At 73.8% G+C, this 15,187-nt stretch carries 13 protein-coding genes; 5 read left to right on the top strand and 8 right to left on the bottom strand.

Annotated features, from left to right (window positions below; translation table 11 throughout):
* Positions 1–76: 76 nt before the first annotated feature.
* Both selA and VM324_08775 read left to right on the top strand, forming a co-directional pair.
* Positions 77–1,414, top strand: coding sequence for an L-seryl-tRNA(Sec) selenium transferase (gene selA / locus VM324_08770; protein HVL99370.1), 1,338 nt, complete (start codon positions 77–79; stop codon positions 1,412–1,414).
* Between the two features lie 31 nt (positions 1,415–1,445).
* Entirely contained in the window at positions 1,446–3,542 is a 2,097-nt protein-coding gene (locus tag VM324_08775) for a chloride channel protein (GenBank protein ID HVL99371.1), read from the top strand.
* A gap of 69 nt (positions 3,543–3,611) precedes the next feature.
* Here VM324_08775 and VM324_08780 read toward each other — a convergent pair whose 3' ends face one another.
* The 4 genes from VM324_08780 to VM324_08795 all read right to left on the bottom strand — a co-directional run bounded on the left by VM324_08780 (position 3,612) and on the right by VM324_08795 (position 7,817).
* Positions 3,612–4,124, bottom strand: a complete 513-nt coding sequence (locus VM324_08780; protein ID HVL99372.1) for a hypothetical protein — start codon at positions 4,122–4,124, stop codon at positions 3,612–3,614.
* A gap of 41 nt (positions 4,125–4,165) precedes the next feature.
* Positions 4,166–6,706, bottom strand: coding sequence for a DUF3516 domain-containing protein (locus VM324_08785; GenBank protein HVL99373.1), 2,541 nt, complete (start codon positions 6,704–6,706; stop codon positions 4,166–4,168).
* Positions 6,703–7,074 (bottom strand): S4 domain-containing protein, encoded by a 372-nt coding sequence (locus VM324_08790; protein HVL99374.1) that lies wholly within the window; start codon positions 7,072–7,074, stop codon positions 6,703–6,705. The genes VM324_08785 and VM324_08790 overlap by 4 nt, the downstream gene beginning before the upstream one ends.
* Before the next feature lie 113 nt (positions 7,075–7,187).
* Positions 7,188–7,817 (bottom strand): superoxide dismutase family protein, encoded by a 630-nt coding sequence (locus tag VM324_08795; GenBank protein HVL99375.1) that lies wholly within the window; start codon positions 7,815–7,817, stop codon positions 7,188–7,190.
* A 133-nt stretch (positions 7,818–7,950) separates the two neighbouring features.
* On the opposite strand from VM324_08795, the gene selB reads away from it, so the two are divergent.
* Positions 7,951–9,825 carry a selenocysteine-specific translation elongation factor gene (gene selB / locus VM324_08800; protein HVL99376.1) on the top strand — a complete coding sequence of 625 codons (1,875 nt, stop codon included), beginning with the start codon at positions 7,951–7,953 and terminating at the stop codon, positions 9,823–9,825.
* A 29-nt stretch (positions 9,826–9,854) separates the two neighbouring features.
* On the opposite strand, the gene VM324_08805 is transcribed toward selB, so the two are convergent.
* The 4 genes from VM324_08805 to VM324_08820 all read right to left on the bottom strand — a co-directional run bounded on the left by VM324_08805 (position 9,855) and on the right by VM324_08820 (position 12,845).
* Positions 9,855–10,313, bottom strand: a complete 459-nt coding sequence (locus VM324_08805; GenBank protein HVL99377.1) for a RidA family protein — start codon at positions 10,311–10,313, stop codon at positions 9,855–9,857.
* Positions 10,314–10,326: 13 nt separating this feature from the next.
* A complete protein-coding gene (locus tag VM324_08810) occupies positions 10,327–10,602 on the bottom strand; it encodes a WhiB family transcriptional regulator (protein HVL99378.1) in 276 nt (91 codons plus the stop codon).
* Positions 10,603–10,704: 102 nt separating this feature from the next.
* On the bottom strand, positions 10,705–11,484 hold the full coding sequence (locus tag VM324_08815) for an SPFH domain-containing protein (GenBank protein HVL99379.1): 780 nt from the start codon (positions 11,482–11,484) through the stop codon (positions 10,705–10,707).
* Between the two features lie 41 nt (positions 11,485–11,525).
* Positions 11,526–12,845, bottom strand: a complete 1,320-nt coding sequence (locus VM324_08820) for an NfeD family protein (GenBank protein ID HVL99380.1) — start codon at positions 12,843–12,845, stop codon at positions 11,526–11,528.
* Positions 12,846–12,967: 122 nt separating this feature from the next.
* Between VM324_08820 and VM324_08825 the strand changes: the two genes are divergently transcribed.
* Together VM324_08825 and VM324_08830 are read left to right on the top strand one after the other, a co-directional pair.
* Complete coding sequence (locus VM324_08825) at positions 12,968–13,942, top strand: ArsA-related P-loop ATPase (protein ID HVL99381.1); 975 nt, start codon at positions 12,968–12,970, stop codon at positions 13,940–13,942.
* Between the two features lie 28 nt (positions 13,943–13,970).
* On the top strand, positions 13,971–15,125 hold the full coding sequence (locus tag VM324_08830; protein HVL99382.1) for an ArsA-related P-loop ATPase: 1,155 nt from the start codon (positions 13,971–13,973) through the stop codon (positions 15,123–15,125).
* Positions 15,126–15,187: the final 62 nt, after the last annotated feature.

The following is a 15,187-nucleotide window of genomic DNA, read 5'->3' on the forward strand; positions in this document are numbered from 1 at the left end:
CCCGCGACACCGGGCGGTCCCGCCGCCCGCCGGAGGACGAGACCCGGGACCACCGGCGATCGGCGACAATGACGGCATGCCCGACCGTGCCGGCCTCGCGCGGCTGCCCCGCATCGACGACCTCGTCGCCGCCGCGGGCGACCTCGTCGCGCGCTACGGGCGGGGCCCGGCGACCGCGGCCCTGCGCGCGGCCGTGGACGTCGCCCGCGCCCGCCTGCTCGACGCCGGTGGCGAGCCGCCCGACGCGACGGAGCTCGTCGCGGCGGCTGACGCCGACCTCGCTCGGCGGCGCCCGGGACCCCCGCGTCGCGTCTACAACGCCGCCGGCGTCGTCGTGCACACCAACCTCGGCCGCGCGCCGCTCTCGGACGACGCGCGGCAGGCGATGCTGGACGCGGCCGGGTACTGCGACCTCGAGTACGACCTCGCCACCGGGCGGCGTGGATCGCGCGGGGCGCGTCTCGACCCGCTGCTCGCCGAAACCGCCGGCGCGCAGGACGCCCTGGCGGTGAACAACTGCGCCGCCGCGCTCGTGCTCACGCTCGCGGCACTCGCCCCGGGCGCCGACGTCGCCGTGAGCCGCGGGGAGCTCGTCGAGATCGGCGGCTCCTTCCGCCTGCCCGAGATCATGGCGGCCTCGGGGGCCCGCCTCGTCGAGGTCGGCACGACGAACCGCACACGGGCCGTTGACTACGCCGTCGACGGCGTGGCCCTGCTCCTCAAGGTGCACCCGTCGAACTACCGCATCACCGGCTTCGCCGAGGCTCCCGGTGTGGCGGCTGTCGCGGATGTCGCACGCGACCTCGGCGTGCCGCTCGTCCACGACGTCGGGTCCGGCCTGCTCGTCGACAGCGACGAGCCGTGGCTCGCCGGCGAGCCGAGCCTCGCCGGGTCGCTCGCCGAGGGCGCCGACCTCGTGCTCGCGAGCGGGGACAAGCTTCTCGGCGGGCCGCAGGCCGGCATCCTGGCGGGGCGCGCCGACCTCGTCGAGCGGTGCCGACGCCATCCGCTCGCCCGGGCCCTGCGCCTCGACAAGCTCCGCATCGCCGGGCTCGTCGCGACGCTCGAGGCGCACCTGCGGGGGACACCCGTGCCGACGTGGGCGATGCTGCGCGCCGACCCGGTGGTCATCGCCGCCCGGGCGAAGGCGCTCGCCGCGCGCCTCGGCGGCGAGGTCACCGAAGGCGCGACCCTCGTCGGCGGGGGATCCGCGCCGGGCCTGTCCGTCCGGACCCCCGTCGTGCGCCTCGGCGCCGCACGGCCCGACGCCGCAGCCGATCGCCTGCGCGCCGGCGACCCGCCGATCGTCGTGCGGGTCGACGACGGGGCGCTGTGGGTGGACCTGCGCACCGTGCCTCCCGAGGCCGACGACCTCCTCGGCGAGCGCCTCGCCGCCGTGCTGGGGGCAGTCTGAGCTGACCGGGCCGGGCGTACGCTGCCGCACGATGGCGACGATCCGGCTGAGGGACCACCCGCTCGTCCGGCGGGTTCGTGGTCTGGCGTCCACGGACCGTGCCGGCGACGGGGTGCTCGTCGCCCTCGCGGCCGGTGTGGGGCTGGCCACGGGTCTGCTGGCCGTCGCGCTCATCGAGCTCGTCCGCGCCGTGCAGGCCGTCGCGTTCGCCGGCCCGGACCGCCTCGTCGTCGTCCTCGCGCCGACCCTGGGGGGCTTGCTCGTCGGCGTGCTCATCACCTACTGGGTGCCCGAGGCGCGCGGCGCGGGCGTCAGCCAGGTGATGACCGCGATCGCCCTCCACGGAGGGCGGATGCGCCCGGTCCTCGCGCTCGGCAAGCTCCTCACGAGCGGCCTCGCGCTGGGCACGGGCGCCTCCGGTGGCCGCGAGGGCCCGATCGTGCAGATCGGCGGGGCGGTCGGGTCGACCGCCGGCAGGCTCCTGAACCTCAACGAGGAGCAGAAGCGCGCCGTCATCGCCGCAGGCGCCGGGGCCGGGATCGCGGCGTCGTTCAACGCCCCCATCGGCGGGATGCTGTTCGCGCTCGAGGTCATCATCGGCGGCTTCCGCGCCCGCTACCTGCAGGTCATCGTCGTCGCGTGCGTCGTCGCCTCCGTCACCGCCCGCACGATCGTCGGGCCGGAGCTCATCTACTCCCCGCCCCCCTTCACCCTCGCCGACCCGCGGGAGCTGCTGCTCTACGCCGTGCTCGGCCTGACCGCCTCCGGGGTGGGGGTCGCGCTCGTGCGGGGTGAGGCCATCGTCACGGTGGTCGCCGAGCGGGCGCGGGTCTGGCCGCCCCTGCGCACCGCCGCGGGAGGGCTCGGCGTCGGGCTCATCGCGCTCGCCGTGCCGGAGGTGCTCGGCACCGGCGACCACCTGCCCCCGGTCCTCGGGGTCGTCACCGACCCCATCGCGGGCATGCTCGCCGGCGAGGTCGGCGGCACGGGCCTGTCCGCCGCCGGCGTGCTCCTCGTCCTGCTGGTGGCCAAGCTCGCCGCGACCGCGTTGACCCTCGGCACAGGCAGCTCGGCCGGCAGCTTCGCCCCGGCGGTGTTCATCGGCGCGGCGCTCGGAGGGGCGTACGGGCACGTCACCGCGGCGGTGCTGCCCGGCGCGGCTGTCGCTCCGGGTGCGTTCGCGCTCGCGGGCATGGCGGCCGTCGTCGGCGCGAGCACCCGCGCCCCGCTCACCGCGATCCTCCTCGCCTTCGAGCTCACCGGCGACTACGGTCTCGTGCTGCCGCTCATGCTGGCCACCGGCATCGCGACGTTCCTTGCCGACCGCCTCGACCGCGAGTCCGCCTACACCCTCCCGCTCACCCGTCGTGGCATCGTGTACGCCGAGCCCGAGGACGTCGACATCATGCAGACGGTGCGGGTGGGCGAGATCATGAACCCCGACCCGCCGGCGGTACCGCCGTCGATGACCGTCCCCGAGCTGCAGGCGGAGTTCCGCCGTACCCGCCGCCACGGTTTCCCGGTCGTGGACGGCGACCGGCTCGTCGGCGTCGTGACGATCAGCGACCTCGCCCGCGCCGTCAACCCCGACGGGGTCGACGAGGACGCCATGACCCGCACCGGCGACATCATGGCGCTGCGGGAGCGGACCGTCGGCGACATCTGCACCCGCCGCGTGCTGACCGTCACGCCCGAGGACCCCGTCTTCCGCGCCGTGCGGCGCATGGGCGCCATCGATGCCGGCCGCCTGCCGGTCGTCGCCGCCGAGGACCACAGCCGCCTCGTCGGGATGGTGGGCCGCGCCGACGTCGTGAAGGCCTACCAGCGGGCGGTCACCCGCAGCCTCGGCGTGCAGCAGCGCCAGCAGTCATCACGGCTGCGCGACCTGGCCGGCACCCAGTTCGTCGAGCTCGTCGTCGCCCCCGACGCGGAAGCCACCGGCCGTGCCGTGCGCGACGTGGTCTGGCCGCCCCGCACGATCCTCACGAACGTGCGCCGAAACGGCGAGGCGATCATGCCGAACGGCGACACCGTCCTCGAGGCCGGCGACGAGGTCGTCGTCCTGACCGACCAGCAGGTCGCGGGCGAGGTTCGCCGCCTCATCGCAGGCGTGGCGCCCGACGAGTAGGGCGGGAAGCCCTGCGCGACGCTCTGCCGGCCTCACCCGCGCCCGGGGAGATCGACGGGTCCCTGGGGCTCACCGTCCGCAGGGGCGGATGCCCAGACCTGTCTGCAAGGCGGCGATCTCCTCGTCGATGCGCGAGGACTCGGCCATGAGCGAGGCGCCCTCCTCGCGGGCGCCGCGCGCGTAGGACTCGCCCACCGCCTCGATCGTGCCGAGGTTGTCGTCCATCAGCGCCACGATCTCCTCGTGGGCCGCTTCGGCGCCGTCGGGCGGTTCGAGTGCGTCGATGGTCGACCGGTAGTCCGCATAGAGCGCGGCGATGTCCCCGGCCCGGCGCAGGAACAGCTTCTGGGAGGCGTCCTCGCGCGCGAGGTCGAGCTCCTCGTCGTCCTGCGCCAGGCTGAACAGCGCTCCGAGGTAGTACTCGCAGGCCTCGTGGGAGGCGGTCGCGTACTGCTCGACGGTCACCGCCTCGGCGCGGGGGTCCGGCGCGGTCTCTGCCTCCTCCGCGGGGTCCACGCCGCTCGAGCAGGCGGGGATCAGCAGGCCGAGCAGGACCACGGCGACGCACCAACGGCTCGGCATGGACAGCCCCTTCGGCTCGCCGGCGGGCATCTGGCGCCGCTTCAACCCGCGCCCACGTCGAGGACCCGCACGACGGCGGTCCCGGCCTCGTCGGACGCCGCGAGGTCGACCTCGGCGGTGATGGCCCAGTCGTGGTCGCCGGCAGGGTCGTCGAGGACCTGGCGGACCTTCCAGACGCCGGGCTCCTCGTCGACCACGAGCAGCCGCGGTCCTCGCGCGTCGGGCCCGGTGCCGATCTCGTCGTGGTCGGCGAAGTACGGCTCGAGCGCCTGCGACCAGGTCTCGGCGCTCCAGCCGTGCGCGCCGTCGAGCTTGCCGAGGTCCTCCCACCGACGGCGGGCCGCGAGCTCGACACGCCGGAACAGCGCGTTGCGCACGAGCACCCGGAAGGCCCGGACGTTCGCGGTGACCGGCGGGGGGCCCTCGTCGACGGCGGGCTTGGGGGTCTCGGCGCCCGCGCCGGGGGCGAGCATGGCCTCCCACTCGTCGAGCAGGCTCGAGTCGGTCTGGCGGACGAGCTCACCGAGCCAGGCATCGAGGTCGTCCACCTCGTCGGTCTTGAGCTCGTCGGGCACGGTCTGGCGCAGCGCCTTGTACGCGTCGGAGAGGTAGCGCAGCACCAGTCCCTCGGAGCGCGACAGCTCGTAGAAGGCGACGTAGTCGGCGAAGGTCATCGCGCGCTCGTAGAGGTCACGGGCGACCGACTTCGGCGACAGGGTGTGCGCGGCGACCCACGGCTGCCCCTGACGGTAGAGCGCGAAGGCGGTCTCGAGGAGGTCGGCGAGCGGGCGCGGGTGCGTGACGTCTTCGAGCAGCTCCATGCGCTCGTCGTAGTCGATGCCGTCCGCCTTCATCTGCGCGACCGCCTCGCCCTTCGCCTTGAAGGTCTGCGCACCGAGCACCTGTCGAGGATCCTCGAGGATCGACTCGACCACCGACAGGACGTCGAGCGCGTAGGTGGGCGAGTCGTGGTCGAGGAGCGCGAACGCCGACATCGCGAACGGCGCGAGTGGCTGGTTGAGCGCGAAGTTGTCCTGGAGGTCGACGGTGACCCGTACGGTGCGGCCCTCGGCGTCGGGCTCCCCGAGACGCTCGGCCACCCCGGCGGTCAGCAGCTCGCGGTAGAGCGCGATGGCACGGCGGATGTGGTCACGCTGGGCGGGGCGGTCCTCGTGGTTGTCGGTCAACAGCGCCCGCATCGTCGCGAACGCGTCGCCGGGGCGCTCCATCACGTTGAGCAGCATGGCGTGGCTGACCGCGAACCGGGACCGCAGCGTCTCGGGCTCCGCCGCGACGAGCCGGTCGTAGGTCGACTCAGCCCAGCTGACGAAGCCGTCGGGCGGCTTCTTGCGGGTCACCTTCCGCCGCTTCTTCGGGTCGTCGCCGGCCTTGGCGAGCGCCTTCTCGTTCTCCACGACGTGCTCGGGGGCCTGGACGACGACGGTGCCGGTCGTGTCGTACCCGGCGCGTCCGGCGCGGCCGGCGATCTGGTGGAACTCCCGGGCGTTCAGGTGGCGGGTCCTGACACCGTCGTACTTCGTCAGCGCCGTGAACAGGACCGTGCGGATCGGCACGTTGATGCCGACGCCGAGCGTGTCGGTGCCGCAGATCACCTTCAGCAGGCCTGCCTGCGCGAGCTGTTCCACCAGCCGCCGGTACTTCGGCAGCATCCCGGCGTGATGCACGCCGATGCCGTGGCGGACGAGCCGTGACAGGGTCTTCCTGCCGAACCCCGCGGCGAAGCGGAAGTCCGCGATGAGCTCGGCGATGGCGTCCTTCTCCTGCCGGGTGCACACGTTCACGCTCATGAGCGCCTGGGCGCGCTCGACCGCCGACGCCTGGGTGAAGTGCACGACGTAGATCGGGGCGCGGCGCGTCTCGAGCAGTTCCTCGATCGTCTCGTGCACCGGCGTGGTCACGTAGCGGAACTGCAGCGGGACGGGACGTTCGACGGAGGTGACGACGGCGACCTGGCGACCGGTCCGCCGGCGCAGGTCCTCCTGGAAGAAGCGCACGTCGCCGAGCGTGGCGGACATGAGGACGAACTGGGCCTGGGGCAGCGTGAGCAGCGGCACCTGCCAAGCCCAGCCGCGGTCCGCCTCGGCGTAGAAGTGGAACTCGTCCATTACCACCTGGCCGATGTCGGCCCCAGGCCCCTGACGCAGGGCGAGGTTCGCGAGGATCTCCGCGGTGCAGCAGATGATCGGCGCGTCGGCGTTCACGGTCGCGTCCCCGGTCATCATGCCGACGTTGTCCGCACCGAAGATCTCGATGAGCGCGAAGAACTTCTCGCTGACGAGCGCCTTGATCGGGGCGGTGTAGAAGCTCGTCTTGTCCTCGGCCAGCGCGGCGAAGTGCGCTCCGGTCGCGACGAGGCTCTTGCCCGACCCCGTCGGCGTGCTCAGGATCACATGCGAGCCCGAGACGACCTCGATCAGCGCCTCCTCCTGCGCCGGGTACAGGCGCAGCCCGCGCCCCTCCGCCCAGCCGGTGAAGGTCGCGAAGATCGTGTCGGCGTCCGCCGGCACCCCCCGGGGGGGCAGGAGGTCGACGAGGCGTGGGGAGACGGAGAGGTCGGTCACCGTGGCTGCCGCCCGCGCGCCCGCTCGAGCTGGCGGCGCTCCCGCTTGCTCGGACGCCCCGCACCGCGGTCCCGGACGGGGACCGGTCCGCGCTCGGGAAGGCGGGGCGGCGGGGGGCTGTGGTCGACGAGGCACTCGGCGGCGACCGAGGCACCGACGCGACGGTCGACGACCCGGGCCACCTCGACGACCCGTTCACGCCCACCGGTCCGCACCCGGATGGTGTCACCGGCCTTCACGAGGCTGGACGGCTTCGCTTTGGCCCCGTGGAGACGCACGTGGCCGCCCCGGCACGCGGCGTTGGCCTCCGCCCGGGTCTTGAACAGCCGGACGGCCCACAGCCAACGGTCGACGCGCGTCGAATCCACGCCGCCCATGGTTCCACGGCGCGCCGATCGCTGCCCAGCCCGAGGCGCGCCAGGCGGCCAGGTCCTTGCCTCCCCGCACCGCACGGCGGGCGGACGCGCCGGCGGTGCGCCTGCTAGGAGGTGGCGGCGGGCTCGCCGATGACCCCGCACGCCTGGCGGGGACCGGCGTCACCGGTCGCGAGGGTGTCCTCGTCGGGCGGTCCACCGTCGAGGTAGCGCTCGGGGACGTTCGCGTGATTGTCCGCCCCGGCATGGACGATGAAGGCGCCGCCGGCGGCCCTGAGGTCCCCGAGGGCGAACCGGTCGGTCGACACGGTCATCTCCGCGCGGCCGTCCTCGCCGACGAGCAGGTTCGGGAGGTCGCCGGCGTGCGCCCCGTGAGCGCCGCCTTCGGGGCTGTAGTGCCCGCCTGCGGTCGTGAACGGCCCGTCGGGGGCGTCAGGGTCGCAGTCTGCGTTCTGGTGGACGTGGAACCCGTAGAAGCCGGGCTCGAGCCCGTCGATCGATGCCGCGACGCGGGTCCGCTCGCCGTCGGCGGTCAGCGTCACCGTGCCCACCGGCTGGTCCTGCGCGTCGCGCATCTCGACCTCGACGCCGTCACCGGCCTGCGCCGTGTCCTCGCCTGCGGGCTCGCCCCCGGGCACCTGACCGGATTCGGTGTCCGCCGGGGCGGTGGCGTTCTCGCCGCAGCCGCCCAGCAGAGCCAGCGCCGCGAGCAGGGCGGGTACGGCTGCGCGCATCATGAGTCCGCCGTTTCGTCGTCAATGTCGTTCCGCAGCCTTCGCCGGCGGCGGCGTCGCCAAACACCGCCCCGCCCTGCGCCGTGGGACTGTGCCTGCGAGGGCCACCGCCCGCGGGCGGCAGTACGCTCCCGGCATGCGGGTCATCTGCACCGCCGGGCACGTCGACCACGGCAAGTCCGCGCTCGTCAAGGCGTTGACCGGCATGGAGCCGGACCGCTTCGCCGAGGAGCAGCAGCGCGGCCTCACGATCGACCTCGGTTTCGCGTGGACCGAGGTCGGCCGCCACACCGTCGCCTTCGTCGACCTGCCCGGCCACGAGCGCTTCGTGGGCAACATGCTCGCCGGCGCGGGCGCGGTCGATCTCGCCCTGTTCGTCGTGTCCGCCGACGAGGGCTGGATGCCCCAGAGCCAGGAGCACCTCGACATCCTGGACCTGCTCGGCGTCTGCCGTGGCGTCGTCGCGGTCACGAAGGCGGACGCGGTCGACGCCGAGACGCTCGACCTCGCCCAGGAGCTCGCCCGCGAGCAGCTCGCCGGCAGCGCCCTCGCCGACGTCGAGATCGTCGCGGTCAGCGCGGTGACCGGTGCGGGCCTCGACGAGCTGGCCGAGCAGCTCACCGCCGTGCTCGACGCGGCTCCCGCCCCGGCCGACCGCGGGCGCCCGCGCCTTTGGGTCGACCGGACGTTCACGGTGCGGGGCGCGGGCACGGTCGTGACCGGCACCCTGTCGGGCGGCCGCCTCGGCGTCGGGGAGGAGGTCGCCGTCCTGCCCGGCAACCGGCCCGCGCGGGTCCGCGGCCTCCAGTCGCTGAAGACCGCCGTCGACGAGGCGCTGCCGGGCAGCCGTGTCGCGGTCAACCTCTCGGGGATCGATCGTGCCGTGGTGGGTCGCGGAAACGCCCTCGGACTGCCCGACCAGTGGCTGCCGGTCACCGCCTTCGACGCGCACGCCCGCGCCCTGCCCGGTGCCGCGATCGACCGTCGCGGCGCCTGGCACCTGCACGCCGGGTCCGGCGAGTGGGTCGCGAGGCTCTACCCGCTCGCGGGGAAGATCACCGGTGAGGGATTCGTGCGCGTCGAGCTCGACGAGCCCGCCCCGCTGACCGCCGGAGACCGTTTCGTGCTCCGCGAAGCCGGACGGCAGGCCACCGTGGGTGGCGGGGTCGTCGTCGACGCGGACCCGCCGCCGCGCTCCAGGGGCTCGCAGCGGGCCGCCCGCGGCAAGGAGCTCGCCGCCCGCGTGGATGCGCTGGAGGCCGGCGACCGGGCTGGCCTCCTCGGACGCCACGTCGCCGAGCGCGGGGCGGCCGATGCGACGCGCACCGCCGCGGCTGTGGGAGTGGGCACCGCGGACGCGGCGGCGGCCGCCGCGTCCGGGGGGCTTCTGCGCCTCGGACCGGCGTGGGCGCACCCCGACGCCGTCGCGTCGTGGCGTGACGCCGTCGGTCGGGCGCTCGCCGGCTATCACCGGGCGCACCCGGTCGACCGCGTCGCCCCCAAGAGCCTCGCCGCCCGCGCCGCCGCCCGCGCGGGGTGCCCCGAACCACTCGTCGACGAGCTGCTGGCGCTGCTCGCACGGGACGGCGCGGTCGTCGCCGAGGGCCCCGGCCTGCGGGCGCCTGACCACGCCGTGCGCCTCGACCCCGCGCAGGAGCGGGCGAGGACCGCGCTGCTCGAGGCGCTCGACGCTGATCCGTTCTCCCCCCCACGGCTCGACGACGCCGCCGCGGGCGCCGGCGCATCACCCGCCCTCGTCCGGGAGCTCGAGGCCGCCGGCGACCTCGTGCGGCTGGCCCCCGACCTCGCGTTCACCGCAGGCGCCTTCGCTCAGGCGGTCGACCGGCTGCGGACGGCCTACGCCGCCGACGGCCCCCTCACCGCCGCCCGCGCGAAGGAGGTGCTCGGCACGAGCCGCAAGTTCGCCGTGCCCCTCCTCGAGCAGCTCGACCGGCGTGGCGTCACCCGCCGGGAGGGCGACGTCCGCCACGTCCGCCCCGAACGCCCGTAGGTGCGGGCAGACGTAGGCTGCCGCGGTCCCTATGCCACCTCGACGACGGCGTCGACCTCGACGGGGGCGTCCAGGGGCAGGGCGGCCACACCGACCGCGGAGCGCGCGTGCCGGCCGTCCTCGCCGAACACCTCGCCGAGCAGGTCAGATGCGCCGTTGGCGACGAGATGCTGCTCGGAGAACCCCGGGGCGCTCGCGACGAAGACCGTGAGCTTCACGATCCGGCCTACGGCGGACAGGTCGCCGACGGCGGCGCGCACCTGGGCGAGGATGTTCACCGCGCAGGCGCGCGCGCAGCGCTGCGCTTCGGGGACGCCGAGGGCCCGACCGACGAGGCCGGTGGCGAGCAGCCGGCCATCCTGGAGGGGGAGCTGTCCGGCGGTGAACACGAGGTCGCCCGAACGCACCCACGGCACGTAGGCGGCTGCCGGCGCCGGCGGCTCCGGCAGTGCGATCCCGAGCTCGGCCAGGCGATCCTCGGGCGTCACCGAGCGGCCGGGCTCAGCACGCTTTCAGCCTGGCCGCGAGGATGTGCTTGCGGTCGAGCTCCGAGTGCCCGCCCCAGACGCCGAACGGCTCCTCGGTGTCGAGCGCCCACTCGAGGCACTCGACCTGCACGGGGCACGCCGCGCAGATGGCCTTCGCCTTCGTCTCCCGCGCTTCCCGCTCCGGCTTCGGTTCGAAGTGCATCGGCGGGAAGAACACCGTGGCGTCGGTGGTGCGGCACAGGCCGTGTTCCTGCCAGGCTGTGGACAGCGTGGTCTGCAGCAGCGGCAACGATGCGATGCTCCGACCCACGACGATCCCTCGAATCTGCCGAGCTCCGGTTCCTCGAGCGCCGAGGGTACGACGATTCGTCGGCGGGCGAAAGAGGGTTTTTCACTCCTGACGCGCGCCCTGGCTCGCCCCCCGGAAACCCATGAGCAGCTCCATCGGTATGGGCAGCACAAGCGTCGAGTTGTTCTCCGCAGCGACCGCGTTCATGGTCTGCAGCACGCGCAGCTGGTAGGCGATCGGCTCGCTTGCCATGACCTGTGCGGCCTCGTGGAGCTTTTGCGCAGCCTGGAACTCACCCTCGGCGCTGATGATCTTCGCGCGGCGGTCACGTTCGGCCTCGGCCTGGCGGGCCATGGCCCGCTGGATGTCCGAGCCGAGGTTGACGTCCTTGATCTCGACGAGCGTGACCTTCACGCCCCACGGCTCGGTGAGCTCGTCGACGATCTGCTGGATCTGGGAGTTCAGCCGCTCCCGCTCGGCGAGCAGCTCGTCGAGCTCCGCGGTGCCGCACACGCTGCGCAGGGTCGTCTGGCACACCTGCGACGTGCCGAACATGTAGTTCTGGATCGCCACGACGGCCTTGACCGGCTCGACGACGTTGAAGTACGCCACCGCGTCGACGCGAACGGTCACGTTGTCACGGGTGATCACCTCCTGCGAGGGCACGTTGACGGTGACCGTCTGCAGGTTGACCTTCACCATCTTGTCGATGATCGGAACGATGAAGAACAAGCCCGGGCCTTTTGCGCCCTGGAGGACCTTTCCGAGACGGAAGATCACCCCCCGCTCGTACTCCTGGACGATCTTGATCGCCGCGACGGCGACCGCGAGGAGCAGCGCCGCGAGCACGGCGACGAAGAGCACTATTCCGTCCAGTTCCACAGCAACCTCCCGATCGGCGACGGGGTAGGGCTGCAGCCTACCTATCGGGCTGCCTCCTGGGGGGAGTCCACGAGCTCCACGTCGAGGGTGAGCCGGTCGTTCAGTCCGATGACCCGCACGGGGGTCCCCGTCTTTACCCTGCCGGCGGCCTCGGGGGCCCGTGCCCGCCACAGGGCACCGTCGACGAAGACATGGCCCTCGGGGTTGAGCATCGAGCGCACGACGCCCGACTTGCCGACCACCCGGTCCGCCCCCGCCATCGCCTGGCTGCTCTGTGCGCGCAGCACCATCGTCATCACCGGGACGAAGAAGACGACGGCGCTGGCGACGCCGAGCAGTGCCAGCCACCCCGGAAGGGTGACGAGATCGGGCCCGGCGAACAGGTTCCATGACCCGACGCCGAGCGCCACCGCACCCGCCGCCGTGAGGATCCCGAGACTGCCGATGGCGAGGTCGGCGGCGAGCAGGACGAGCCCGGCGACCACCAGGGCGAACGCCCACCACGCCACCGGCAGGGCCACGACCCCGTAGAGACCGAACCCGGCGAGCGCCATGCCCGACACGCCGGCGACGCCGAACCCGGGCTGGAAGATCTCGAAGGCGAGGGCCAGGGCGCCGCCGAGCAGCAGCACGTAAGCGAGCGACGGGTCGGCGAGGCCGTGGAGGACCCGACGGCCGAGGCCGAGGTTCGTGAACCGCACCGTCGCGGCCTGCGGGTCGATGTCGAGGTTCCTCGGGGCGCCCCGCACCGTCACGGTCAGCCCGTCGAGCTCGCTCAGCACGTCCTCGAGGCGTGGGGCCACGATCGCCGCCGCCCCCTCGTCGAGTGCCACCGACTCGGTCACGACCCGTGCCCCCGGCGGCGCCCGGAGGTCGACGTCGAGGCCCTCTGCGGTCACCGTGAGGGCCTCCCCGGACGGGGCCCCGTCGTGCAGGTCGGCGGGCTCGGAAGGTCCGATCGTCGAACCGGGTGCGAGCGCGAGCACGTGCGCCGCTTCGGCGACGACCGCTGCGGCGCCCGCCGCCACAGCCCCGGGCGGGCCCACCCAGACGACGACCGGCACCGCCGAGCCCGCGATGCGGTCCGCGAGCTCGCCGCCGGAGACGCGCAGCCCGCCGGGGCTGTCGAGGGTGATGACGACGGCGTCGACCCCCGAGGCCTCGGCCCGGGTGATGACGTCGGTGAGGAAGGCGGCCACCGGGCGATCGAGGGGCCCCTCGACCTCGGCGATCTCCACGGTGGAGCGCGGGTCCTGGGCGCCGGCCGCAGCCGACAGCAGGCCGAGCAGGAGGCCGGCGAGGAGCAGCACGACACCAGCGGCACGCAGCGGCAACCGCCGGGCAAGGGCGCGGGGGACCATGGGGGGATTGTACGGGCGGGCTGGCGTGACCGCGTGCGCGTCCCGGCCGTCGGGTACAGGATGGCCCTCGCGTCGAACTTCGCCCTGACGGAGTTTGCCCGAACGAGGAGACCGGAGCGACCGTGGAGGTGTCCAACCTGCTCGACCCGCGCGTGCTCATCGTCACGGGCAAGGGCGGGGTCGGCAAGTCGTCGGTGGCGGCGGTGCTCGCCCTCGCGGGGTCCCGCACCGGCCGGCGCACATGCCTCGTCGAGGTCGAGGGGCGCCAGACGATGTCGCGGCTGTTCAGCACCCAGCCGTGGGACTTCCAGGAGCGCGAGTTCCGGCCGGGCCTCTTCGGCATGTCGATCGACCCGGAGGCGTCGCTGCTCGAGTACCTCGAGATGTTCTACGGGGCCCGACGGCTGTCGAAGCTCGTGGTGGGCTCCACGGCGGTGGAGTTCGCCACCACCGCCGCGCCCGGCATCAAGGACGTCCTGCTCATCGGCAAGGTGAAGGAGATGGAGCGCCGCCGCGACGACGACGGGCGCTTCCACTACGACCTCATCGTCGTCGACGCCCCGCCGACGGGGCGGATCGTCAACTTCCTCCGCGCCCCCGACGCCACGACCGAGCTCGTGCACGTCGGGCCGATCCGCAACCAGGCGCAGTCGGTGGTCGACATGCTCCTCGACCCGGGCCGCACGCACCTCCAGCTCGTGACCGTCCTCGAGGAGATGCCGGTCACCGAGACCATCGAGAGCGCGGCGGCGCTGCGCGAGCTCGGCGTGACCCTCGGCCCGGTGGTCGTCAACCGCACGCTGACCGACGAGCTCGACGAGCCGGCGCGCAAAGCGTTCCGCGACGACCTCGAGACCCCCGACCTCGTTGCCGTGCTCGCGGGGGCGGGCCTCGATGTGTCCGAGGAGGCCGCGGCGGACCTGCGGGCACTCGCCGACCGCCACCTGGCCCGCCTCGACCTGCAGGAGCGCATGCGCGAGCAGCTGCGGGCGAAGCTCGACCTGCCGATCCTCGAGCTGCCCTACCTCTTCGCGGAGCGCTTCGAGGAGGCCGAGCTGGCCGTCCTCGCCGACCTCGTCGAGGAAGCGGTCCAGTGAGGCGTGGGGGAAGGCGTGGGGGAAGGCCATGACGAAGTCCGCGCTGGACGCGGCCCGCGGGCGGGACCTCTCGCCGGCGGTCGCCAAACGCCACGTGATCGTCTGCACGGGGTCGGGGGGGGTCGGCAAGACGACCACCGCCGCGGCGCTCGCGCTCGGCGCCGCGCGCGCAGGCAGGCGCACCATCGTGCTCACGATCGACCCGGCGCACCGTCTCGCCCAGTCGCTCGGGCTGCACGCCCTGGACAACACCCCCCGTGCCGTGCGGGGGGTGGAGGGCCTCGACGCGATGATGCTCGACATGCGCCAGACCTTCGACGAGGTGATCGACCGCCACGCGCCGAGCCTCGCCCGAGCGGAGGCGATCCGGTCGAACCGCTTCTACAAGCAGCTGTCCGAGTCGCTCGCGGGCACGCAGGAGTACATGGCGATGGAGAAGCTCTACGACCTCCACGAGTCGGGGCGCTACGACTGCATCGTCATCGACACCCCGCCGACCCGCAACGCCCTCGACTTCCTCGACGCCCCGAAGCGCCTCACCGACTTCCTCGAGGGTCGGTTCCTCAAGACGTTCCTCGCGCCCGGCCTGCGCGCCGGCAAGGCCTTCGGGCGCGCCGCGACGTGGGGCACCGGGATGTTCATGAAGGCGGCGTCGCGGCTGACCGGCGCGGAGGTGCTCCACGACCTCGCCGACTTCTTCCACTCCTTCGAGGGGATGTACACCGGCTTCAAGGACCGCGCCCAGGCGGTCTACAAGCTCCTGCAGAGCCCCTCGTCGGCGTTCGTCGTCGTCGCCACCCCCGAGACGCCGGCGCTTCGCGAGGCGCGCTACTTCCTCCAACGCCTCGCGCAGGACGGCATGCCGACCGCCGGCGTCGTGGTGAACCGCACGACGCCCCCGGCCGACGACAGCCTCGCGCTGCCGGACAGGGCGGCGGCCGAGGCGGCCATCGCGCGCCTCGGCGACGGCGGCCCGGAGGAGCGCGCCGCCGCCGCGCTGCTCCGTCTGCACGTCCAGCGCCGCGACGTCGCCTCGCGCCAGCGGCGTACGGTCGCTGCCGCGCTGCACGGCGTTGACCCTCGCGCCCTCGTCGAGGTGCCCCTGCTCGGGAGCGACGTCAACGACGTCGACGGGCTGACGGCACTCGGCCGCTGGCTGTACGGCGCCGCCGACGCCGCCTGAGGACGCCACGCCACGCGGCCGGGTACTATCCCTGGCCGTAGCGGTTGCGCAGGACCGAGGGT

This window comes from Egibacteraceae bacterium (assembly GCA_035540635.1).
Lineage (GTDB): Bacteria > Actinomycetota > Nitriliruptoria > Euzebyales > Egibacteraceae > DATLGH01.

Coding starts and splice junctions, on each gene's coding strand:
- selB (HVL99376.1), top strand. CDS start 7,951: ATGCGGGTCATCTGCACCGCCGGGCACGTCGACCACGGCAAGTCCGCG.
- VM324_08820 (HVL99380.1), bottom strand. CDS start 12,845: ATGGTCCCCCGCGCCCTTGCCCGGCGGTTGCCGCTGCGTGCCGCTGGT.
- VM324_08775 (HVL99371.1), top strand. CDS start 1,446: ATGGCGACGATCCGGCTGAGGGACCACCCGCTCGTCCGGCGGGTTCGT.
- VM324_08795 (HVL99375.1), bottom strand. CDS start 7,817: ATGATGCGCGCAGCCGTACCCGCCCTGCTCGCGGCGCTGGCTCTGCTG.
- VM324_08780 (HVL99372.1), bottom strand. CDS start 4,124: ATGCCGAGCCGTTGGTGCGTCGCCGTGGTCCTGCTCGGCCTGCTGATC.
- selA (HVL99370.1), top strand. CDS start 77: ATGCCCGACCGTGCCGGCCTCGCGCGGCTGCCCCGCATCGACGACCTC.
- VM324_08830 (HVL99382.1), top strand. CDS start 13,971: ATGACGAAGTCCGCGCTGGACGCGGCCCGCGGGCGGGACCTCTCGCCG.